Origin of the sequence: Streptomyces parvus, from assembly GCF_014648875.1 — a bacterium.
Taxonomy (GTDB): domain Bacteria; phylum Actinomycetota; class Actinomycetes; order Streptomycetales; family Streptomycetaceae; genus Streptomyces; species Streptomyces parvus.
In genome coordinates this window covers 685,742-706,418 of the sequence record NZ_BMRY01000004.1, presented here as the reverse complement: position 1 = coordinate 706,418, position 20,677 = coordinate 685,742, and the positions used below count along the sequence as shown (strand labels likewise).

Sequence of the window (20,677 nt, the reverse complement as noted above, 5' to 3'; positions counted from 1 at the left end):
GCGGGGCCGTGACCGCGCGCTCACGGCGCGTGAGAACCTCCCGGCGGGCCCTGGGCGCCGAGCGTCAGCGTGAACAGCGCCCCGCCGCCACCGGGGTGCCCGGCGGGCTGAACGTGGCCGCGTTGTCCAGCAGGTTCGTCGGCAGCCGGGCCGGCCGCGCCGGAACCCCGGGCCGCACCGCCTCCGCCGCGCCCGCACCCACCTCCAGCAGGAACGGGGTCTGCGGCCAGTGCGTGTGTTTGAGAGCACCCATCGGGGAAAGAAGCGGAATCGACGTGCTTAGGCAGATAGGCACACGCTCGCGGGAGCGGCATCGGCCGCCGTGAGGTGTTCCCTGTCGGTGCCCTCCCGTGTTGTCCACACGCATCAGTCACCGGGAGACTCTCGTGCCGACCACAACGCAGCACCCTCAGCTCTCCACCACCCCGGAGCACGACACGCCCGCCGCTCCCGCGGCCCTTCCTCAGATCGATGACCCCGCGAAGATCGCGCCGAAGGACGCACGGGCGATGGCGGCCCTGTTCTTCGGGCAGTTGCAGGTGCTGGAAGAGGGAACGCACGAGTACCAGTACGCGCGGAACACCCTGATCGAGATGAACCTCTCGCTGGTGCACTTCGCGGCGAAGCGCTTCCGCAACCGTGGCAGCGGTGAGATGGAGGACATCATCCAGGTCGGCACGATCGGGCTGATCAAGGCGATCGACCGGTTCGAGCTCAGCCGGGAGGTGGAGTTCACCTCGTTCGCCATCCCGTACATCGTCGGCGAGATCAAGCGGTTCTTCCGCGATTCGACGTGGGCCGTCCACGTTCCCCGCCGTCTGCAGGAACTGCGCGTGACCCTGGCCAAGACCCGCGAAGCGCTCGCCTCCCGGCTCGATCGCGAGCCCACGGTCGCCGAACTGGCCCGGCATCTCGAACTCACCGAAGAAGAGGTCATCGAGGGACTCATAGCCGCCAACGGCTACACGGCGGGCTCCCTCGACCTGCCCATCGGCGCCGACCAGAACAGCGCTGAGACGGTCACCTACGGCGACATCAAGGGGGACGTCGACCCGGCCATGGAACTGGTCGAGGACCTGCACACCCTGGCTCCGCTGCTGGAGCAGCTGGACGAACGGGAGCGGGAGATCGTCGCGATGCGGTTCGGCCAGGAGATGACACAGGCCCAGATCGGCGAGCACCTCGGCATCTCCCAGATGCATGTCTCCCGGCTGCTGTCCCGGCTGCTCACGAAGCTCCGCAAGGACATGCTCACCGAGAAGTGACGTAAGTGGAGACGTGTCATCAGGCGACGGGCCGGCGGCCCGGGCGTGAGCACAGGCCTCGTCAGACCGGCGGCCGGTGCTCGAACCAGCGCAGGTCGTCCTCCAGTTGGGCGGCGAGCGCGATCAGCCGCTCCTCGCTGCGGGAGGGGCCGAGCAGTTGGGCCCCGACCGGGAGGCCGGAGCGGGTGAAGCCGGCCGGGACGTTCACCCCGGGCCAGCCGAGGACGTTCCACGGCCAGGCGTAGGGGCAGGCGGCGGCCATCGCGATGTCGGTGCGCCAGGCGCTCAGGTCGTCGAACCGGCCGATCCGGGGCGGCGGCGCGGCCGTGGTCGGGGTGAGGAGCACGTCGAACCCGGAGGCATCGAAGAGGGCGCCGATCCTGCGGTGCTGGCGCACTTCGCGGGCGCGGGCGGCCCGCACGACCCGGCCCCCCAGCCGCGTCCCGGTGCGCAGGGCGCTGCGGGTGCGCGGGTCGAGCAGGGCCGGTTCGGGGTGCCGGGCGGCGAATTCGGCGATGCCCACGGTGGCGCGGGGCACGAAGGCGAGGCCGATCAGCCCGTACCGGGGGCGTGCCTCCTCGACGTGGTGGCCGAGCCGGGCGAGGGTGTCGGCGAGTGCGGTGACGGCCCGGCGCACCTCCGGGTCCGGCCCGGCACCGGTGAGGGTGAGCGGGGGACGCCAGGCGAGCGCGATGCGCAGACGGCCCGGGTCGCGGCGGGCGGCGTCGGCGGCGCGCACGGCGGGCGGCCGGTGGAAGTCCTCGGGGTGGGCGCCGGCCACGGCGTCCAGGAGCAGCGCGGCGTCGGCGACCGTACGGGCGAGGGGGCCGTTCACGGTGAGCCCCTGGAAGGAGTCGCTGTGCGGGTGGACCGAGATCCGCCCGCGCTGCGGTTTGATGCCGACGAGATGCGTCCAGGCGGCGGGGATGCGGACGGATCCGGCACCGTCCGAGCCGAGGGCGGCGGGGACGAGCCCGGCGGCGACAGCGGCGGCGGAACCGCCGGACGAGCCGCCCGGGGTGTGCCCGGTGTTCCACGGGTTGCGGGTGGCGCCGAAGGCGGTTCCCTCGGTGAAGGGCCACTGGCCCAGTTCGCAGGAGTTGGTCTTGCCGACGACGACGGCTCCGGCGGCGCGCAGCCGGCGGACCGCCTCGCTGTCGGACCCGGCCGGGGGCAGGTCCCCGTCGCAGCCGAAGTGCGTGGGCAGGCCCGCCACATCGGTGTCGTCCTTGACGGCGACCGGCACGCCGAGCAGGGGCAGCCGCTCCCCCGCCGCGAGCCTGCGGTCGGCCTCCTCGGCCTCGGCGAGCGCGGCCGCGGCCCGCAGGTGGCGGAAGGCGTTGAGGGTGGGCTGGGAGGCCTCGATACGGGCGAGGGCGTCGGCCACGAGCGCGGTGGAGGTGGTGGTGGCGTCGGCGAGCAGGCGGGCACTCTCCGCGAGTCCGGGGAGCGGCGACGGAACGGGGGCCGCCGGACGGGCGGCGCGACCGGGCTCCCGTACGGCCGGACCGGTCCGGGCGGCAGGTCCCGCCGCGGTCGGCTGCGGTGCGGTCGGCTCGGCTTCGGTGGGCTCCGCTGAGGACATGGGGGGTGCCGCCTCCCTCGTGTCGCGGGGCCGGCCGGTCGTCCCGGCTGCGCCCACGCCTACTTACTGGAGGGTAACGAGAGGAGGCGGCATGCTCAACCGTTCGGGCCGCTCCAGCCGTTGCGGGAATGGCCGGTGCGGCAGGTGGTGCGGGTTCTCACAGCCCCGGCGTCACGGGCGTACGTGGATCTCGCCGATTCCGGTGCCGATCTTCCCGCAGTGGGCGGTGGACTGGCCGGACTCGCCGGGCCTGAGAGTGACGTGGTTGCCGTCGACGTCCGGGGCCCAGCCGCAGACCAGGTGGACCCAGAAGGTCTGCGTCTGGCTGCCGTTGTTGCGACAGAGCGCGAAGCCCGTGTACTCGTCGATGGCGTGCTTGCCGGTGTCGCAGGACAGACCGGGCGGGATCGCGGCCGGGGCGGCGGTCGCGGTCGCCGACGTGACCGAGACCGCCAGCGCGGCCACCGTCGCCGCGGCGGCGAGCGCCCGCAGGACGGACCGCGAGCCCTTCCCCGCGGCCGTACCGCCCCTGCGCCTCGTCCCCGTGAACAGGTTCATCCATGGTCTCCTTCATGCGGCGTGCGTACGTGATCCCGGGCGGGATCACCGCAGCTTTGCCCACGCTCCGTGGTCGAAAACACCGTGGCGCTTCACTCTCCGTACGTACGCCGGGCGGCGCCCCCTCACCCGGCGTACGCTCGAATGTGCCGGTCATCCTGGTTCGTACGCCCTGACCGGGGCCTTTTCGAGGAGGCGACGTGAGCGGACACCGATGGGCCGCCCGGGCGGCCGCGGGTGCGGCGGCCGTCGCTCTCACCGTGACGGGTGGCACCCTCGCGCGGGCTGACGACGACATCGACACGCTCCCCGCGGAGGAGATCGCCGAACGCGCCCGCGACGCCCTGCTCGACGCCCGGTCCCTGCATCTGAGCGCGCGCGGCAGCGTCGGCGCCACCGGCGAGGAAGGGAGCGTCGACCTCACGCTGGACCGCGAGGGGAACTGCGCGGGCGGGGTGGACATGGGCGACGACGGTTCGGTGGAGATCGTGAAACGCGGCGACGACGTCTGGCTGAAGCCGGACGCCGCCTTCTGGGAGAACCACGTGCCGATCGGCGGTTCCACCTTCGACAAGATCCTCGACGGCCGCTACATGAAGGCCGGGGCCGACGACCCCCGCATGCTGGAAGTAACCGAGTTCTGCGATCTCGACACGTTCCGCGAGCTGATGACGGACAACGCCGGCGACGCCGATTTCGACGGGCTGACGAAGGGCGCGAGGACCGAGGTGAACGGCGCGCCGGCCGTCCCGGTGACCCGGGCCGAGGGCGGTGAGCGCATGACGGCCTACGTGGCCGCCGAGGGCACGCCGTACCCGGTGCGGATCACCGTGCGGGGCGGCGACGAGGAGGGGACCGTGGACTTCTCCGGCTTCGACCGGCCGGTGCCCACGGCCACCCCCTCGGCGGACGAGACGGTGGACATCACCGCCCTGCTGGGCCGCAGCATCAAACCGGTGTGACCGGCCGGTTCGTCGACCGACGCGTCAGCGCCACATACAGCAGCAGCGAGGAGGCGAGCCCGACCGCCCAGCCGTAGTCGGCCAGCGGTTTCAGGAACGGGATCAGGCCGTCGGCGGGGAACGGGCCCTTCCCGGGGGCCGAGTGAGAACCGCCCACCGCGAGGACCCCTCCGACCGCGAAGGCCACCACGGCCCGCCAGTTCCAGCCGCTCCGGTACCAGTACCGGCCGCCCGGCCGGTAGAGGTCGGGCAGGTCGAGGACGGTGCGGCGGACGATCCAGTAGTCGGCGATCAGGATGCCCGCCACCGTACCGAGCAGGCCGCCGACCAGGCCCAACCAGGTGAAGATGTACAGCTCGGGCGTCTCGGTGAGCTTCCAGGGCATGATGACGACCCCGATCACGCCCGTGATCAGCGCCCCGGTCCGGAAGCTGATGAGCTTCGGCGCGAGGTTCGCCAGGTCGTACGCGGGTGAGACCACGTTCGCCGCGATGTTCACGGAGACCGTCGCGATCAGCACGGTGACCAGACCGAAGACCAGACCGAAGACGTTGTCCGTTCGGGCGACGAGCTGGACCGGGTCCCAGAGGGCCACCCCGTACACCGCCTGCGAACCGGAGGTGACGAAGACGGAGAGCAGGGCGAAGAAGGTCATCGTGGTCGGCAGCCCGAGCGACTGGCCCCGGATCTGGGCGCGTTGGCCCGCGCCGAAGCGGGTGAAGTCGGGGATGTTGAGGGACAGCGTCGACCAGAAGGCGATCATGCCCATCAGCGAGGGGAAGAAGACCGGCCAGAAGTCGGCGCCCCAGCCGAGCGCGGACGGCTGGTCCAGCAGCGGGCCGAACCCGCCCGCCTTGACGGCGACCCAGATGAGCAGCACGACCGCGCCGACCAGGACAAAGGGTGCCGCCCAGTTCTCGAAGCGGCGCAGGGTGTCCATCCCCCGGTAGATGATGGCCAGTTCGAGGGCCCAGAAGAGGACGAAGCAGAGCCAGAGCGTCCAGGGCTGCCCGCCGATCTCCGCCGCGCCCGCCCAGCCGCCGAAGATCTTGCCCAGCAGCGTGAAGATGCCGACGCCGCCGATCCAGGTCTGGATGCCGAACCACGCGCAGGCGACGGCGGCCCGGATCAGAGCGGGCAAGTTGGCGCCGCGCAGGCCGAAGGAGGCACGGGCCAGCACGGGGAAGGGGATGCCGTACTTGGGTCCGGCGTGGCCGGTCAGCAGCATCGGGGCCAGCACGATCACGTTGGCGAGCGCGATGGTGAACACAGCCTGTTTCCAGTCCATGCCGAGCGCCACCAGACCGGAGGCGAGCAGCCAGGACGGGATGTTGTGGGCCATCCCGATCCACAGGGCCGCGAAGTTGTACGTCGTCCAGGTGCGCCGCTCCACGGGGACGGGCAGCAGGTCGTCGTTGGTGAAGCGGGGGTCGTCGGGGAGCTGTCCGGGGGCGAGTTCGACGCGGCCGGACGGGGCAGCGGGCGCGGGTATCGCGTCCGGGGGCGGTGGAGTGGGTGGGACGGTGGCGGTCATGGCGGTGGAGCCCTTCGCTCGGGAGCGGTGCCGTGCGGGGCGATGCGTGCGGGGCGCGTGCGGACGGGCAGCGGGGCCGGTGGATGTGCTTCAGGAGGTGAGGGCGGGGATGATCTCGGACCCGTAGGCGTCGATGGTCGCCTCCCGGGCGTCGTGCATGTTGTAGAGCGCGAACTGGTCGACGCCCATGTCCCGCAGCGCCTGGAGCTTCTCGACGTGCGCCTCGGCGGGCCCGAGGAGACAGAACCGGTCGACGATCTCGTCGGGGACGAAGGCGGTGTCCGGGTTTCCGGTGCGGCCGTGGTGGCTGTAGTCGTAGCCGGAACGGCCGGCGATGTACGCGGTCAGCTCGTCGGGCACCATGCCCGAGTGTTCGCCGTAGCGGGCGACCAGGTCCGCGACGTGGTTGCCGACCATCCCGCCGAACCAGCGGCACTGCTCCCGGGCGTGGGCCAGGTCGTCGCCGACGTACGCGGGGGCCGCGACGCAGATGGTGACGGAGTCGGGGTCGCGTCCGGCGTCGGCCGCCGCGTCCCGCACCGCCTTGATCATCCACTCGGTGAGGAAGGGGTCGGCGAGCTGGAGGATGAAGCCGTCGGCCTTCTGCCCGGCCAGGGCCAGGGCCTTGGGCCCGTACGCCGCCATCCACACCGGCAGCCGCCCGTCCTTCACCCAGGGGATCTGCAGCGGCTGCCCGTCGACGGTCGCCTCCCGGCCCTCGGCGAGGTCCCGGATGACGTCGATGGCCTCGCCGAGCCGGGCCAGGGTGTTGGGCCTGCGGCCCGCGACGCGCATCGCGGAGTCACCGCGCCCGATGCCGCAGACGGTGCGGTTGCCGTACATGTCGTTCAGGGTGGCGAAGGTGGAGGCGGTGACCTCCCAGGTGCGGGTGCCCGGGTTGGTGACCATCGGGCCCACGGTCAGCTTCTCCGTGTGCTCCAGGATGCGGCTGTAGATGACGAACGGCTCCTGCCAGAGCACCGCCGAGTCGAAGGTCCAGCCGTAGCGGAACCCGTTGCGTTCGGCGCGCCGCATCAGGCCGACGACGGCGGAGGCGGGCGGGTCCGTCTGGAGGACGAGTCCGAAGTCCATGGCGGGATCTCCTAGTCGAGGTACTGACAGGTGGCGCGGGGGGTGTAGATACCGTGACCGGCGCGGCCGGTGAACTTCCGTCCGTCGATGACGACTTCGCCGCGCGAGAGCACGGTCTCGACCTGCCCGGTGATGCGTTTGCCCTCGTACGCCGAGTAGTCGACGTTCATGTGGTGGGTCTCGGCGGAGAGGGTCTGCTGGGCTTCCGGGTCGTAGATGACGATGTCGGCGTCGGCGCCCGGGGCGATGGTGCCCTTCTTGGGGTAGAGGCCGAACATCCGGGCCGGGGAGGCGCAGGCGATCTCGATCCAGCGGCGGCGGGTGATGTGTCCGTCCACGACGGCCTGGTGCAGCAGGTCCATGCGGTGTTCGACGCCGGGCATGCCGTTGGGGATCTTGGAGAAGTCGCCGCGGCCCATCTCCTTCTGCCCGGAGAAGCAGAACGGGCAGTGGTCGGTGGAGACGACCTGGAGTTCGTTGTTGCGCAGGCCCCGCCACAGGGTCTCCTGGTGTTCCTTGGGGCGCAGCGGGGTGGAGCAGACGTACTTGGCGCCCTCGAAGTCGGGCTCGGCCAGGTTGTCGGTGGACAGGAACAGGTACTGCGGGCAGGTCTCGCCGAAGACGGGGAGGCCCTTGTGGCGGGCGGCGGCGATCTCCTCCACGGCCTCGTCGGCGGAGACGTGGACGACGTAGAGGGGGGATCCGGCGACCCGGGCGAGCTGGACGGCGCGGTGTGTGGCCTCGGCCTCCAGGGCGACCTTGCGGACGTCGCCGTGGTAGCGGGGGTCCGTGTGCCCGGCGGCGAGAGCCTGTTCGACCAGGACGTCGATGGCGATGCCGTTCTCGGCGTGCATCATGATCAACCCGCCGTTACCGGAGGCCTGTTGCATGGCGCGCAGGATCTGGCCGTCGTCGGAGTAGAAGACCCCGGGGTAGGCCATGAACAGTTTGAAGGAGGTAACGCCTTCGGAGACGAGGCGGTCCATCTCCTTGAGCGAGGACGGGTTCACGTCCGCGAGGATCATGTGGAAGGCGTAGTCGATGGCGCAGTTGCCGTCGGCCTTGGCGTACCAGGCGTCGAGCCCTTCGCGCAGGGACTTGCCCACGCTCTGGATGGCGAAGTCGACGATGGTGGTCGTGCCGCCCCAGGCGGCGGCGCGGGTGCCGGTCTCGAAGGTGTCGGCGGCGTACGTTCCGCCGAACGGCATCTCCATGTGGGTGTGCCCGTCGACGCCGCCCGGGATGACGTACTTGCCCGTCGCGTCGATCCGCCGGTCGGCGCTCCAGCTCTCGGCGGCGTCGGTCCCGTGGGCAGCGAGCGCGACGATCCGGCCGCCCTCGACGAGCACGTCGGCGTGGATCTCGTCGGACGCGGTGATGACCAGGCCACCGTGGATGACGGTACGACTCATGGGAATCTCCTCAGCTCGGGGCGCCCCGCGCCGGGCCGGTGGGCGCGGCGCGAGGGCGGCCCCGCGTGGTTCGTGGGCGTACGGACCGACGGGGAGCGGGGTCAGCCCGCCGCGTGCAGGGCGTCCGCGAGGATCGCCGCGCCTTCCTCGGCCTCGGCGACGGTCAGGGTCAGCGGCGGGGCGATGCGCAGCACGCTGGTGTTGTGGCCGCCGCCCTTGCCGATGAGGAGCCCGCCCGCGCGGGCCGCTTCCAGGACGGCCGCGGCGGCCTCCGGGTCGGCCTCGTCGGTGCCGGGCTTCGCCAGCTCGATGCCGATCATCAGGCCCCGGCCGCGCACTTCGCGTACGGCGGGGGAAGCTGCGGCGACGGACCGCAGCCGCTCGATGAGGAGTCCGCCGACGCGCCGGGCGTTGCCCTGGAGATCGTGTTCCAGGAGGTACGAGAGGTTGGCGAGCGATGCCGCCATGGTGATCGGTGAACCGCCGAAGGTGGAGATGGAGTTGGCGTCGAGGCAGTTCATCACCTCGGCGCGGGCCACCACGCCCCCGACGGACATGCCGTTGCCGATGCCCTTGGCGAAGGTGAGGATGTCCGGCGGCCCGTTCTCCGCGTGCGCCTGCCAGCCCCAGAAGTGCTCACCGGTCCGGCCCCAGCCCGTCTGCACCTCGTCGGAGATCCACAGCACCCCGTGCCGGTCCAGGACTTCGCGGAACGCGGCGAACAGCCCGTCGGGCGGGGAGGTGAACCCGCCGACACCCTGGATGGGTTCGGCGATCAGGGCCGCCGGGTTGCGGGTGTGCCCGAGGAGATCCTCCAGATCGTCGACGCAGGCCCGGATGAACGCCTCGTCGCTCAACTCGGCGTACGGGCCCCGGGTGCGGACGCCGCCGTGGACGTACAAGGTCTGGAGCGGGGACAGGCTCGTGGGCGACCAGGCCTGGTTGCCGGTGATCGAGACCGTGGAGAACGACCGGCCGTGGTAGCTGTTGCGCATCGCGAGGATCTGGTTGGACCTGCGGTACGCGGTGGCCAGCAGGAGAGCCGTGTCGTTGGCCTCGGTGCCGGAGGTGGTGAAGAAGACCCGGGCGTCGGGGATGCCGGAGAGGTTGGCGATCCGCTCGGCCATCTCCACCATGGGGCGGTTCAGGTAGAGCGTGGAGGAGTGGATGATCCGCCCGGCCTGCTCGGCGACCGCCTTGGTCACCTCGGGCAGCGCGTGGGCGGTCATCGTGGTGAGAATGCCGCCGAAGAAGTCGAGGTAGCGGTTGCCGTCGGCGTCCCAGACGTGGCGGCCCTCACCGTGGGTGAGTTCGATGGGGTGGCGGTAGTAGAGGGCCAGCCATTCGGGGCTGACGGCGAGATGGCGCTCGTACAGTCCGCTCACGGTTCCACCAGCCCGTCGTAGGCGTCGGGCCGTCGGTCCCGGTAGAAGGCCCACTGGGTGCGGACCTCCTCGATCAGACCGAAGTCCAGGTCGCGTACGACGAGTTCCTCCTCCTTGTCGCTCGCGACCTCCCCGACGAACTGGCCGCGCGGGTCGACGAAGTAGCTCGTGCCGTAGAAGTCGTTGTCGCCGTACTCCTCGCGGCCGACGCGGTTGATCGCGGCGACGAAGTACTCGTTGGCGACGGCGGAGGCCGGCTGCTCCAACTGCCAGAGGTGGCTGGAGAGTCCGCGCGAGGTCGCCGACGGGTTGTACACCAACTGGGCGCCGCCGAGCCCGAGTTGCCGCCAGCCCTCGGGGAAGTGCCGGTCGTAGCAGATGTAGACGCCGACCTTGCCGACAGCGGTGTCGAAGACCGGCCAGCCGGCGTTGCCGGGCTTGAAGTAGTACTTCTCCCAGAACCCCTTGACCTGCGGGATGTGGTGCTTGCGGTACTTGCCGAGACAGGAGCCGTCGGCGTCGATCACGGCGGCGGTGTTGTAGTAGAAGCCGGACTGCTCGATCTCGAAGACCGGGACGACGATGACCATGCCGGTCTCGCGGGCCAGGTCCTGCATGCGCTTGACGGTCGGGCCGTCGGGGACCGGCTCGGCCCAGCGGTAGTGCTCGGGCTCCTGGACCTGGCAGAAGTAGGGGGCGTTGAACACCTCCTGGAAGCCGATGATCTTCGCCCCCTGCCGGGCGGCCTCGCGCGCGTGCTCCTCGTGCTTGGCAATCATCGATTCGGTGTCGCCGGTCCAGGTCGCCTGGACGAGTGCGGCGCGTACGACGTGGGACATGAGCTGCTCCTTCGACGCGGCGTCAGAGAGCCTGCACGCGTTCTCTACGCACGTAGATCGGTGCATGGATGGAGAACGTAAGCCCCTCCGTCCGGCGGGGCAAGACCATCGCCGTGAACCGGCGGAGTCGATCATGTTTCGCACCCGACCGGTCCACAACGGACACGCTGGTGATCCTCGGCGGTGTTCAAGGGACCTCACACCCCCGGCACGCCCGCCACCCGCAGCGCGTGGACCAGGTCCCACTCCGCTTCCCCCGACACCTCGCGGGCCGCGGCCCGGAGCAGCGGGAGCAATCGGGTTCCGGCCGCCCGGGCCAGCTCGGCGGCTTCCTGCGGAGTGTGTACGCGAACGAAGGCGGCGAGCAGGTCCCGGGCCTGCTCCTGACGGCCCGCACCGTCCAGGGCGAGCGCCGCGTCGGCCACTTCGGCGGCGGGCCGGGCGACCCCCTGGCGCAGGAGCAGCCCGCAGTCCGTCTCCCGTCCGGCGGCGGCCAGCGCTCCCGCCGCGGCGGCGAACCCGGCGGGCGGGAGCGAGGACGCCTCCCAGAGCAGGGTCGTCCAGTCGGCGGCGAGCCCGGCGCGGTGCAGGGCGAGCGCGAGCACGGGCAGCCGGGGCGCGGGCCAGGACGCGACCTCGCAGAGCACGACGTGCGCCTCGCCGCTGCGGCCCTCGGCGCGCAGCCGGAGCAGCTGGGCGACGGCACCGGCGACGGCCTGCCCGGCGGCCGGATCCGGGACGACCGGATCCGCCGCCCCGTCCGCACCCCGGCCGCGCCCGGCACGGCCCCGCCCTCGGCCTCCGTGGTCCTCCGCCTCCGCCTCCGCACCGCCGAAGCGGGCGCCGCGTGGGGCGGGGGCACCGGAGCGATCGGGCTCGGGTGGGCCGGGCAGCGGCGAGGGGGCGTACGCGGCCGCCTCTTCGTCGTCGACGTCCAGACCGGCGAACCGGGCGCCGCGGGGCTTCTTGCGGCGGGGGGCGGGGGCGTCCGCGTCACCGGAAGGCCCGGGCGCCCCGTGGGGCTCGGCGGGCCGGTGGGGCTCGGGCGCCTCGTGAGGCTCGGCGGCCTCGGAGACCTCGGCGGGGGCGTCGGCCCAGGATTCACCCTCGGCATGAAGCCCCCGGCGGTGCGGGCGCCCGACCACCGCGTCCCCGGCCTCGGCGCGCGACCGCGGAACCCTGGCCGCCCCGGCGGACCCGGAGACCGCCGCCCCGTCCACCCCTGCGCGCGGCCCCTCTCCGCCCTCCGCCCGGAACCAGCCCTCGGGGGCCGCCACCGCAGCCAGCCGCTTGCGGAGCTCCGTGCAGCGGGCGGTGGCCCGGTCGTGGTCGTCGCGGGCCCAGGCCAGCGCGTCCGCTTCGGCCGGGTCCGGGGCGCCAAGCCCCGTATCGCTCAGGCGCTCCGCCGCCCGGTGCTGCTCGCGGACCATCAACTCCAGCCGGTGGACGAGCTCCTGGCGCCCGCCGGGCCGCCGGTCGTGGGCTGCGGCGGACGCGGAGTACAGTGCGGCGGCCCGGACCGAGACCTGCTCGGCGAACCGGGCGCCGTGCAGGGCCGCGAGGTCCGCCAGCAGCGACTCCACCACGTCCCAGGGCGGGATCTCCACCCCGTCGAGGCAGGACCGCATACCCGCCGGGTCGCGTCGGGCGAAGACCCCGTACCAACCCCGCCCGGGGTCCAGGCGCGCCACCAGATCCCGCAGGTACTGCGCGAACGCCCCTGCTTCGTACGCCTGCTGATGCACCGTCATCGTCGCCCTCGCCGACCGCCGACCGTGGACTGGAGCCTTCCGGTCCGGAGGCATTCGACCGCAGTCGTGTTACAGGGCGGCTACGCGCAGCTTTCCAGCGCGCTGCGGCGGGAGCACGGCCCGCCGGGCCGCGCGCCCGGGCCCAGAAGGTTCGGAAGGTTCAGAAGGTGATGGCGATCCCGGTGTGCGGCCGCTTGCCGAGCCGGGCGATGGTGGCAGGCCAGTCGACGAGCCAGAACTTCCAGGTGTACTTGCGGGCCAGCAGCTTGCGCGCCGCACGGGTGCCGTCCTCGTCGAGGAGACGGGCCGTGCCCTCCGCGCTGGGGGCTCCTTCGGCGATCCTGCCGCGAACGTCGCAGACGGTGACGACGACCTTGCCGTTGTTGCGGAGCCGCTTCACCTTCCACGAGTCGGAGCGGGTCCAGACGTACAGCACGTCCCCCTCGGCGGCGGCCCAGACGGGCGTGGCGACGGGTGTGCCGTTCTTCCGGAACGTGGTCAGGCTGACGTACTCGCTGCGCGCGAAGTCCTGGAGAGTCACGGGCGTGACCCTACGCCCTGCCCGTTCCGGCCGCCGAGCCGCTACGCGATCAGCGGCACCGCGGCAGCCACCGGAGCCGGCCGGTCAGCCGACGCCACGGCCTCCTCCGCCGCGCAGCGGCCGAGGATCTCGTCCAGCGAGAGGCCCAGCGCACCGGCGAGGGCGGCCACGGTGAAGAAGGCGGGCGTGGGGGCGCGGCCGGTCTCGATCTTCCGGAGGGTCTCCGCGGAGATTCCGGCGCTCGCGGCGACGGCGGCCATGCTGCGCTCCCCGCGCGCCGCGCGGAGCAGCGCGCCGAGCCGTTCGCCGCGCAGGCGCTCTTCGGGGGTGAGAGGGGTGCGGACCATGGGCCCATCCTACTACGGAATGCCATTTCTATACCGTCATTACTATACCGCTCCGACCGGTATAGTAATGGGCATGGTGCACATCAAGACGGACACACAGATCGAAGCGATGCGCGAGGCCGGCCGGGTCGTCGCGCAGATCCTGACCCGGGCGCGGGAGGTGGCGGCGGTCGGCGTGACCCCCCGCCGGCTGGACGAGGCCGCCCGCGAGGTGCTGAGCAAGGCCGGAGCCGCCTCCCCCTTCCTGAACTACAAGCCGCATTTCGCGCCCACCCCGTTCCCGGCCGTCATCTGCGTCTCGGTCAACGACGCGGTCGTGCACGGCGTCCCGTCCGCCGAACCGATGCGGGACGGGGATCTGGTCAGCGTGGACGCGGGCGCCCTACTCGACGGCTGGGCCGGCGACTCGGCGATCAGCTTCACCGTGGGCGAGGCCCGCCCGGAGGACACCCGGCTCATCGCCACCGCGAACGAGGCCCTGGCCGCCGGGATCGGCGCGGCCGTGGCCGGCAACCGGATCGGCGACATCGCCCACGCGATCGGCACGGTCTGCCGCGACGCCGGCTACGGGATCCTGGAGGGCTACGGCGGACACGGCATCGGCCGGTCCATGCACGAGGACCCCTCCGTGCCGAACGAGGGACGGCCGGGGCGCGGCATGGTGCTGCGGCACGGCATGGTCCTGGCGATCGAGCCGATGCTGCTCGCCGGGGGCCTCGACGAGTTCCGCCACGACCCCGACGGCTGGACGCTGCGGACGACGGACGGCAGCCGGGCTTCGCACGCCGAGCACACGGTGGCGATCACGAACGACGGCCCGCGCGTGCTGACCGCGCTCTGAGTACCCGGTACGGCGGTCCGGGTCCGCGCACGGGCTACGAGCGTCCGACGAACTCCCTGGCCAGGGCCGCTCCCCGGCTCTGCGCCCGCGCGCGGCTCTCGATCGGGGAGATCCGGGAGTCCTTGAACGCGATGTAGGTGACGCCGGACTCGGCGCCCCCGGTCGACGGGTCGGGGTCGATGCCCAGCGACTTCGCCATCGCGTACGACGCCTCCCCGATGATGCCCGTGGGGCCGGTGTCACCGATCACGCCGTACCGCACCCGGTCCCGGTACACGACCGCCACGACGCTGCCGCCGGTGAGCCCCGACTTCCGGTAGTCCCACACCTTGCCCGGGCCCGGTACGACCACATGGGGCAGCGCGGCGGAGTCGAGGGGTTCGCCGCGGGAGCTCTGGAACGCGGTCTCCGGCAGGAAGTACGGATCGGTCTTCCGGTTGCAGGCCCTGGTCTTCCGGCCGTCGCAGTCGATGTCCATGTCCGCCTTCCAGAACACGGCGTTCCGCGTGCCGCAGACCGGGACCGTGGCCTTCGCTCTGCCGCTGTCGGTGCGGTACCTGCCTTTCGAGATCCGCGAACAGGCGCGGACCTCGGCGAGGAGTTCGGCGGCGGTCACCTCGTCCGGCCCCGCGTCCGCGTCCTGGCCGGAGCCGGAAGCGGACGCGGGCAGCGCCGCCGCTCCGAGGAGTGCGGCGCCGCAGGCGGCGGATGTCAGGGCGAGCATGCGGGTGCGCATGGTGCGGAAGGACCCTTCCCGTGGGCGAGGGGCCCGTACGGGTCCCCTTGACGACGCGTCCGGTGGCGCACCCGTCCCGTCTCAGTGCCTGCCGCCCGGATGCACCACCATGGCCGAGCCCCCGCCCCGGCGCACCTTTTCCGCCGCCGCCAGCCAGCGGCCGTCGGGCAGCCGCTGCACCCCGGTGGCGGCGCCGATCTCCGGGTTCTGCCTGAAGGCGTGGCCGAGCTTCTCCAGCTCCGCGCGGACGGGGCTGTTCCACAGGTCCGGCTCGATCTCGGTCGTCGGCGCGTTGCGCTGGCTGGCGCGGGGCGCGGCGATCGCCTCGACCAGCGGAAGGCCCCGGTCCAGGTGTCCGGTGAGCGACTGGAGGACCGTCGTGATGATGGTGGCCCCGCCCGGCGAGCCGAGGGCGAGCACCGGCTTGCCGTGCTCGACCACGATGCTCGGGGACATCGACGAGCGCGGCCGCTTGCCCGGTCCCGGCAGGTTCGGGTCGTGGACCGCCGGGTCGGCAGGGGCGAAGGAGAAGTCGGTCAGCTCGTTGTTGAGCAGGAAGCCGCGCCCGGGCACGGTGATGGCGCTGCCACCGGTGGACTCGATCGTCAGGGTGTAGGCGACGACGTTGCCCCACTTGTCGGCGGTCGTCAGGTGGGTGGTGTTCTCGCCCTCGTACGTCGTCGGCACGGCCGTCCCGCCGCTGCCGCACCGCTCCGGGTTTCGCGGGTCTCCCGGCGCCAGCGGGCTGGTCAGCGCCTTGTCGTCGCGGATCAGGCACTCCCGGGCGTCCGCGAACCGCTGACTCAGCAGTTCCTTCGTCGGTACGTCCTCGAAGGCGGGGTCGCCGACCCAGCGGCCCCGGTCGGCGAACGCGATCCGGCTCGCCTCGATGAGCCGGTGGAGGTACTGGGTCCGGTCGGCCCGGGAGAGGTCCGTGGACTCCAGGATGTTGAGGGCCTCGCCGACGCTGGTCCCGCCGGAGGAGGAGGGGGCCATGCCGTAGACGTCCAGGCCCCGGTAGTTCACCCTGGTCGGGTCCTGGCGCAGGGTCCGGTAGGAGGCCAGGTCCTTACGGGTCAGATCGCCGGGGCGGACGACGCGGGTGGCGTCCGGGTCGACGGGCGGCTTGCGCACCGTACGGACGATGTCGTCGGCCAACGGTCCCCGGTACAGCGCGCCGACGCCCTCGCGGCCGAGCTTCTCGTACGTACGGGCCAGGTCGGGGTTCTTGAACACCGAGCCGACGACGGGGAGTTCACCGCCCGGCAGGAAGAGCTTCGCGGAGGCCGGGAAGTCGGCGAACCGGGCCTGGTTGGAGGCCGTCTGCGAGCGGAAGGTGCCGTCCACGACGAAGCCGTCCCGGGCCAGGCGTTCGGCCGGTTTCAGCAGCGTACGCAGGGACTTGCTGCCCCACGCGTCCAGTGCCCGCTCCCAGGTGGCCGGGGTGCCGGGCGTGCCGACTCCGAGGCCGCTGGTCACCCCCTCCTCGAACGGGATCGGCTCGCCGTTCTCCAGGAACAGGGAGGCGTCCGCGCTGCGCGGGGCGGTCTCGCGGCCGTCGATGGTCCGCACCTGGCGTGTCTTGGCGTCGTAGTGGACGAAGTAGCCACCGCCGCCGATGCCCGCCGAATAGGGCTCCGTCACACCGAGCGCCGCCGCCGTGGCCACGGCCGCGTCCACCGCGTTGCCGCCCTTGCGCAGTACCTCGATCCCGGCGGCCGACGCGTCCGCGTCGACACTCGACACCGCTCCCCCGTGCCCCACCGCCACGGGGGACTTGGGCGGCGCGGGGCGCGGCGTGGTGGTCGCTTCCGAGGTCGCCGGGGCGGCGGCTCCGACCGAGGCGACCACGGCGAGGACGGCCAGCAGGGACGTGTTCCGACCGACGGAACGGCGCATACGAACCTCCAGTCAACGGATCTCGCCCGCAGGGTAGCCCCGGGAATCCCGGATCGTCAGGACCGCCTCGAACGGTTACCCGAATGACCGATACCATGCGCGCCCATGACGGACGACGTGCGCAACATCGTGCTGGGCGTGATAGCCGCCGGGATCAGTGCCTCGCTGGGCTGGCTCGCCCGAACCTATCTCTGGCGGCGGGGACTCCGCCGCAAACAGGCCTTCTTCGGGCTGCCGGCGAACTCCGAATGCCTGCTGGTCGTCAACCGCTACGCGGGCGCCGAGGGCGCGGTGCACCGGCACGACGCCTTCGCCCTGCTCGAACTCTCCGCGCTCATCAAGGACTGCGGGGCCCACGCGCAGATCATCACCCACGACACGGCCCAGCAGGGGTTCGGGGAGCGTACGGAGTACTGCGTCGGCGGCCCCACGTCCAACCAGCGGATGGCGGCGCATCTGCGGACCCTGCTGCCCGGGGTGAGGATCAACGTCGAGCAGGAACCGGGACCGGACCGGGTGGCGTTCCAGGTCGGCTCGGAACGCTACCGGATGGAGCCGGGCACCGCGGAGTACGTCCTGCTCGCCCGCCTGACGGGTGGTCAGGAGGCGCGTCCGGTCTTCCTGTTCTGCGGCCAGCGCGCCATCACCAACCAGGCGGCCACCCGTTACGTCGCCCGCAACTACGACAAGCTGCGCCGCAAGCACGGGAACAAGTCGTTCTGCCTGCTGCTGAAGGTCGTCAACTCCCAGGCGTACGGCCCCGATGTGGTCGAACTGGTCGGCGACGTGACCCGCGAGGCCCAGTCCCCCACCCCCAGTACGCCCGTCTCCCACCGGGCGGGCAGCTGACCGGGCCAGCCTCAGCGGCGCAGCCGGGCCTGGCCGGACGCCAGCATCGTGGTGATCTCCCCTATCCCGAGCGGCCGGGCCAGCAGCACCACGCCGAGGAGCAGAACGAGCGTCCCGGCCCCGGCCGCCGCCACGTCGCCCGCCCTCTCAGCGATCCGCGCCGCGCCGTACGCCAGGGCTCCGGCGGGCACGCACGCGGCGATCAGGCGGGCGTGCGCGCCGAGGGTCGGTGAGCGCAGCAGGGAGCCGGCGCCGGGCCCGGAGAGCCGGCGGCTCAGGACGTGGGCGGTGACGGCGAATCCAGCGCAGAAGGCCACCGTGCTCGCCCCCGCCATTCCGGTCACCGCCCAGCGCGCCGGGAGCAGCAGGTAGGCGGCGACCGTCAGGCCCGCCTGGACGGCGGCGATCACCAGGTTGAGGAGGAAGGGGGTGCGGGTGTCGCTCATCGCGTAGAAGCCGCGCGAGAGGACGTACTGCCCGGAGAAGGCGATCAGTCCGGGGGCGAAGGCCATCATGATTCCGGCCATCACCGTGATGTCGGCGGGGGTGGTGCGCCCGTACCCGAAGACGGAGCCGATCACCCAGGGTGCCAGCACCAGCAGGGCCGTGGCGGCGGGCACCACGGCTGCGGCACTGGTGCGCAGGGCGTACGCGACGTCGCGCCGCACTCCGGCGAGGTCGCCGTCGGCGGCGGCCCGGCTCATCCGGGGCATCAGGGCGGTGACCAGCGAGACCGTGATGATGCCCTGCGGGACGACCCAGAGCTGGTAGGCGTAGCTGTACGCGGTGTAGCCCGCCCCGCCCGCGACGCTCTGCTCGACGGCGTGGAGCCCGCTGGCGGTGGAGAGCCGGGTGACGACCCAGTACGCGAGCTGGTTGGTGAGGACGAGCAGCACCAGCCAGCCGGCCGCGCGTACCGGCCGGGTCAGTCCGCTGCCGCGCCAGTCGAACCGGGGCCGCCAGCGGAACTTCGCGGCGCGCAGCGCGGGGATCAGGGCGAGCGTCTGCACGGCTATCCCGGCGGTGGTGCCCCAGCCGAGGAGGTGGGCGTGTGTGTCGGTGAGGGTGCCGTCGGCGTTCGCGGCGACGGCGATGTAGAGGCCGAACACCCCGATGATCACGATGTTGTTGAGGACCGGTGTCCACATCATCGCGCCGAACCGGCCACGGGCGTTGAGAACTTGGCCGAGCAGGGTGAAGAGCCCGTAGAAGAGGATCTGCGGCAGGCAGTAGCGGGCCAGCGCGATGGTCAGTTCGGCCTGGCGGCCGTCGTAGTCGGTGTAGAGGCCCACGACGACGGGCGCCGCCGCCACGGCGAGCGCGGTGAGGGCGAGGAGGCCGACCGTGCACAGGGTGAGCAGCCGGTCGGTGTACGCGGCTCCGCCGTCGGCGTGTTCCTTGGCCGCGCGGACCAGTTCGGGGACGAAGACGGCGTTGAGCGCGCCCCCGATGAGGAGGATGTAGAGGATGTTGGGGACGGTGTTGGCGACCGTGTAGCCGTCGGCGGTGAGGCCGGTGCCGAGTGCGGCGACCACGACCGCCGAGCGCACGAAACCGGTGGCGCGGGAGACGACGGAGCCGGCCGCCATCACGGCCCCGCTGCGCAGCACCGAGGCGGTCCGGGCCGGGGGGCCGGTGGTGCTGGTGGTGGTCGCGCTCACTGGTGGTCCCCCGCGTTCCTCGTGCCGTCCGACGGGCGATCGTAACGCGGCGCGTGCGGCCGGATTTTCCGGTGCACGGAAGGAACCCGACATGGGGGAAATACCTCTCCCCTGCTGAGCACCCAGCCCTGGAGGTCTTTCCGTGAGTTCCGCACGCCCGCGCATCCGTCGTTCCGCCCCGGCCGGCCGGAGGGCCCGGTTCGCCCTGGCCGGGCCCGCGGCGCTGCTCGCCGCCGCGCTCACCGCGTGCTCGGGCGGCGCTTCGGGCTCCGCCGAGGCGGGCGGGGACGGCCAGGCGCCGGACACCAGCATCACGGTGAACCTCCGGGGCGAGGCGGCGGCACCCGGTGAGCCGGTGAAGGTGACGCTGGCGCACGGGAAGCTCAAAGCGGTGTCGGTGAAGCCGGGCGAGGGCGGCCCGCTGGCCGGGAAGATATCCGCCGACGGCCGGACCTGGACGTCCGACCGGGTCGCCGCGCCGGGCACCGCGTACACGGTCGAGGCGACGGACGCGGACGGCGGCAGCGACCGGGCGACGTTCGCCACCGCCGAGGCCGGGAAGGTCAACAAGCTGTCGCTGGCACCGGGCAAGGACACGACCGTGGGCATCGGGCAGCCGCTGTCCGTCGTCTTCGACCACCCGGTGAAGAACAAGGCGGCGGTGGAGAAGGCCCTGAAGGTGTCCACCTCGAACGACACCGAGGGCTCCTGGGGCTGGCTCCAGGACTACTCGGGCAAGGACCGTGTCGACTGGCGGCCGAAGGAGTACTGGAGGCCCGGCACGAAGGTCACCCTGGACGCGCGGCTGAACGGAGTCGACACGGGGGCGGACGGCGGCTGGTTCGTCCGCGACTACGCGACGACGTTCACGGTCGGCGCGGCCCAGGTGGTCAGGGTCGACCTCGACAGGCACCGGCTCTCCCTGCACCGGGACGGGAAGCAGGTCATGGACCTGCCGATGTCGGCGGGCACCCCGGGCGGCGAGAAGGCTTCCTGGCGGGGCACGGCGGTCCTGATGTCGAAGGAGGGCACGATCAACATGCGCTCCGAGACGGTGGGCCTCGGCGACGCCTACGACAAGATGGTCGACTACTCGATGCGGCTGACCTGGTCGGGGATGTACGCCCACGCGGCACCGTGGAACGCGGGCTTCTTCGGCCGGGCCAACCGGAGTTCGGGCTGCCTCGGGATGAGCGACGGCGACGCCGCCGCGCTGTACGGGCAGGTGCGGGTGGGCGACCCGTTCGAGATGACCGGCGCGGAGGCCAAGGGCAACGGGTACGGCGCGTGGAACGTCTCGTGGGCGGACTGGCAGGCCAAGAGCGCCCTGAAGTGACCCGGTAGCGCCCGTTCGGCCCCCGGACACCGTCGATCCGCTGTACATCGAGCACAACCCGACCGGCATCAGCTGACCTTCTCC

Annotated in this window: 19 protein-coding genes; 5 read left to right on the top strand and 14 right to left on the bottom strand. The window is 72.3% G+C overall.

The features are described from left to right. Positions 1-64 precede the first annotated feature (64 nt). A complete protein-coding gene (locus IE140_RS16705) occupies positions 65-253 on the bottom strand; it encodes a hypothetical protein (RefSeq protein ID WP_229826818.1) in 189 nt (62 codons plus the stop codon). Positions 254-386: 133 nt separating this feature from the next. Between IE140_RS16705 and IE140_RS16700 the strand changes: the two genes are divergently transcribed. Continuing rightward, the gene (locus IE140_RS16700) at positions 387-1,265 is read left to right on the top strand and encodes an RNA polymerase sigma factor SigF (RefSeq protein WP_150195988.1); all 879 of its coding nucleotides are present in this window, start codon (positions 387-389) and stop codon (positions 1,263-1,265) included. A 61-nt stretch (positions 1,266-1,326) separates the two neighbouring features. Here IE140_RS16700 and IE140_RS16695 read toward each other — a convergent pair whose 3' ends face one another. Both IE140_RS16695 and IE140_RS16690 read right to left on the bottom strand, forming a co-directional pair. Further along, positions 1,327-2,850, bottom strand: coding sequence for an amidase (locus IE140_RS16695; protein ID WP_150195991.1), 1,524 nt, complete (start codon positions 2,848-2,850; stop codon positions 1,327-1,329). 171 nt (positions 2,851-3,021) lie between these two features. After that, positions 3,022-3,408: a hypothetical protein gene (locus IE140_RS16690; protein ID WP_032775423.1), complete on the bottom strand. Its 387-nt coding sequence runs from the start codon at positions 3,406-3,408 to the stop codon at positions 3,022-3,024. 200 nt (positions 3,409-3,608) lie between these two features. Here IE140_RS16690 and IE140_RS16685 point away from each other — a divergent pair, with 200 nt between their 5' ends. Continuing rightward, positions 3,609-4,370, top strand: a complete 762-nt coding sequence (locus tag IE140_RS16685; RefSeq protein ID WP_150195994.1) for a hypothetical protein — start codon at positions 3,609-3,611, stop codon at positions 4,368-4,370. Here the strand turns inward: IE140_RS16685 and IE140_RS16680 are convergent. The 8 genes from IE140_RS16680 to IE140_RS16645 form a co-directional block, all read right to left on the bottom strand. Beyond that, a complete protein-coding gene (locus IE140_RS16680) occupies positions 4,357-5,904 on the bottom strand; it encodes an NCS1 family nucleobase:cation symporter-1 (RefSeq protein WP_189460478.1) in 1,548 nt (515 codons plus the stop codon). The genes IE140_RS16685 and IE140_RS16680 overlap by 14 nt on opposite strands. A 90-nt stretch (positions 5,905-5,994) precedes the next feature. Further along, on the bottom strand, positions 5,995-6,996 hold the full coding sequence (locus tag IE140_RS16675) for a TIGR03842 family LLM class F420-dependent oxidoreductase (RefSeq protein ID WP_093439479.1): 1,002 nt from the start codon (positions 6,994-6,996) through the stop codon (positions 5,995-5,997). Between the two features lie 11 nt (positions 6,997-7,007). Beyond that, a complete protein-coding gene (gene hydA / locus IE140_RS16670; RefSeq protein ID WP_006128644.1) occupies positions 7,008-8,408 on the bottom strand; it encodes a dihydropyrimidinase in 1,401 nt (466 codons plus the stop codon). Between the two features lie 101 nt (positions 8,409-8,509). Beyond that, on the bottom strand, positions 8,510-9,793 hold the full coding sequence (locus IE140_RS16665; RefSeq protein WP_150198316.1) for an aspartate aminotransferase family protein: 1,284 nt from the start codon (positions 9,791-9,793) through the stop codon (positions 8,510-8,512). Next, positions 9,790-10,632, bottom strand: a complete 843-nt coding sequence (locus tag IE140_RS16660) for a nitrilase-related carbon-nitrogen hydrolase (RefSeq protein ID WP_032767870.1) — start codon at positions 10,630-10,632, stop codon at positions 9,790-9,792. Before IE140_RS16660 ends, IE140_RS16665 begins: the two co-directional genes overlap by 4 nt. Before the next feature lie 197 nt (positions 10,633-10,829). After that, positions 10,830-12,383, bottom strand: a complete 1,554-nt coding sequence (locus IE140_RS16655; protein ID WP_189460476.1) for a hypothetical protein — start codon at positions 12,381-12,383, stop codon at positions 10,830-10,832. 160 nt (positions 12,384-12,543) lie between these two features. Then, positions 12,544-12,924 (bottom strand): PPOX class F420-dependent oxidoreductase, encoded by a 381-nt coding sequence (locus IE140_RS16650; RefSeq protein ID WP_150193539.1) that lies wholly within the window; start codon positions 12,922-12,924, stop codon positions 12,544-12,546. A 41-nt stretch (positions 12,925-12,965) separates the two neighbouring features. Then, positions 12,966-13,271 carry a helix-turn-helix domain-containing protein gene (locus IE140_RS16645; protein ID WP_150193540.1) on the bottom strand — a complete coding sequence of 102 codons (306 nt, stop codon included), beginning with the start codon at positions 13,269-13,271 and terminating at the stop codon, positions 12,966-12,968. 73 nt (positions 13,272-13,344) lie between these two features. Here IE140_RS16645 and map point away from each other — a divergent pair, with 73 nt between their 5' ends. Then, positions 13,345-14,112: a type I methionyl aminopeptidase gene (gene map / locus IE140_RS16640; RefSeq protein WP_150193541.1), complete on the top strand. Its 768-nt coding sequence runs from the start codon at positions 13,345-13,347 to the stop codon at positions 14,110-14,112. Between the two features lie 34 nt (positions 14,113-14,146). Here the strand turns inward: map and IE140_RS16635 are convergent, their stop codons facing one another. Then, complete coding sequence (locus tag IE140_RS16635; protein WP_100561258.1) at positions 14,147-14,848, bottom strand: glycoside hydrolase family 75 protein; 702 nt, start codon at positions 14,846-14,848, stop codon at positions 14,147-14,149. An 81-nt stretch (positions 14,849-14,929) separates the two neighbouring features. Then, on the bottom strand, positions 14,930-16,747 hold the full coding sequence (gene ggt / locus IE140_RS16630) for a gamma-glutamyltransferase (RefSeq protein ID WP_150193542.1): 1,818 nt from the start codon (positions 16,745-16,747) through the stop codon (positions 14,930-14,932). Between the two features lie 105 nt (positions 16,748-16,852). On the opposite strand from ggt, the gene IE140_RS16625 reads away from it, so the two are divergent. Then, positions 16,853-17,596 carry a hypothetical protein gene (locus IE140_RS16625; protein WP_150193543.1) on the top strand — a complete coding sequence of 248 codons (744 nt, stop codon included), beginning with the start codon at positions 16,853-16,855 and terminating at the stop codon, positions 17,594-17,596. A gap of 11 nt (positions 17,597-17,607) precedes the next feature. Here the strand turns inward: IE140_RS16625 and murJ are convergent, their stop codons facing one another. Beyond that, on the bottom strand, positions 17,608-19,257 hold the full coding sequence (gene murJ / locus IE140_RS16620) for a murein biosynthesis integral membrane protein MurJ (protein ID WP_150193544.1): 1,650 nt from the start codon (positions 19,255-19,257) through the stop codon (positions 17,608-17,610). 142 nt (positions 19,258-19,399) lie between these two features. On the opposite strand from murJ, the gene IE140_RS16615 reads away from it, so the two are divergent. Then, positions 19,400-20,593, top strand: coding sequence for a L,D-transpeptidase (locus IE140_RS16615; protein ID WP_150193545.1), 1,194 nt, complete (start codon positions 19,400-19,402; stop codon positions 20,591-20,593). Positions 20,594-20,677: the final 84 nt, after the last annotated feature.

Excerpts from the sequence above, each read along its gene's own strand:
- IE140_RS16705 (WP_229826818.1), bottom strand. The coding sequence starts at position 253 with ATGGGTGCTCTCAAACACACGCACTGGCCGCAGACCCCGTTCCTGCTG.
- IE140_RS16695 (WP_150195991.1), bottom strand. The coding sequence starts at position 2,850 with ATGTCCTCAGCGGAGCCCACCGAAGCCGAGCCGACCGCACCGCAGCCG.
- IE140_RS16660 (WP_032767870.1), bottom strand. The coding sequence starts at position 10,632 with ATGTCCCACGTCGTACGCGCCGCACTCGTCCAGGCGACCTGGACCGGC.
- hydA (WP_006128644.1), bottom strand. The coding sequence starts at position 8,408 with ATGAGTCGTACCGTCATCCACGGTGGCCTGGTCATCACCGCGTCCGAC.
- IE140_RS16675 (WP_093439479.1), bottom strand. The coding sequence starts at position 6,996 with ATGGACTTCGGACTCGTCCTCCAGACGGACCCGCCCGCCTCCGCCGTC.
- IE140_RS16655 (WP_189460476.1), bottom strand. The coding sequence starts at position 12,383 with ATGACGGTGCATCAGCAGGCGTACGAAGCAGGGGCGTTCGCGCAGTAC.
- IE140_RS16625 (WP_150193543.1), top strand. The coding sequence starts at position 16,853 with ATGACGGACGACGTGCGCAACATCGTGCTGGGCGTGATAGCCGCCGGG.
- IE140_RS16680 (WP_189460478.1), bottom strand. The coding sequence starts at position 5,904 with ATGACCGCCACCGTCCCACCCACTCCACCGCCCCCGGACGCGATACCC.
- IE140_RS16635 (WP_100561258.1), bottom strand. The coding sequence starts at position 14,848 with ATGCGCACCCGCATGCTCGCCCTGACATCCGCCGCCTGCGGCGCCGCA.
- map (WP_150193541.1), top strand. The coding sequence starts at position 13,345 with ATGGTGCACATCAAGACGGACACACAGATCGAAGCGATGCGCGAGGCC.
- ggt (WP_150193542.1), bottom strand. The coding sequence starts at position 16,747 with ATGCGCCGTTCCGTCGGTCGGAACACGTCCCTGCTGGCCGTCCTCGCC.
- IE140_RS16645 (WP_150193540.1), bottom strand. The coding sequence starts at position 13,271 with ATGGTCCGCACCCCTCTCACCCCCGAAGAGCGCCTGCGCGGCGAACGG.
- IE140_RS16690 (WP_032775423.1), bottom strand. The coding sequence starts at position 3,408 with ATGAACCTGTTCACGGGGACGAGGCGCAGGGGCGGTACGGCCGCGGGG.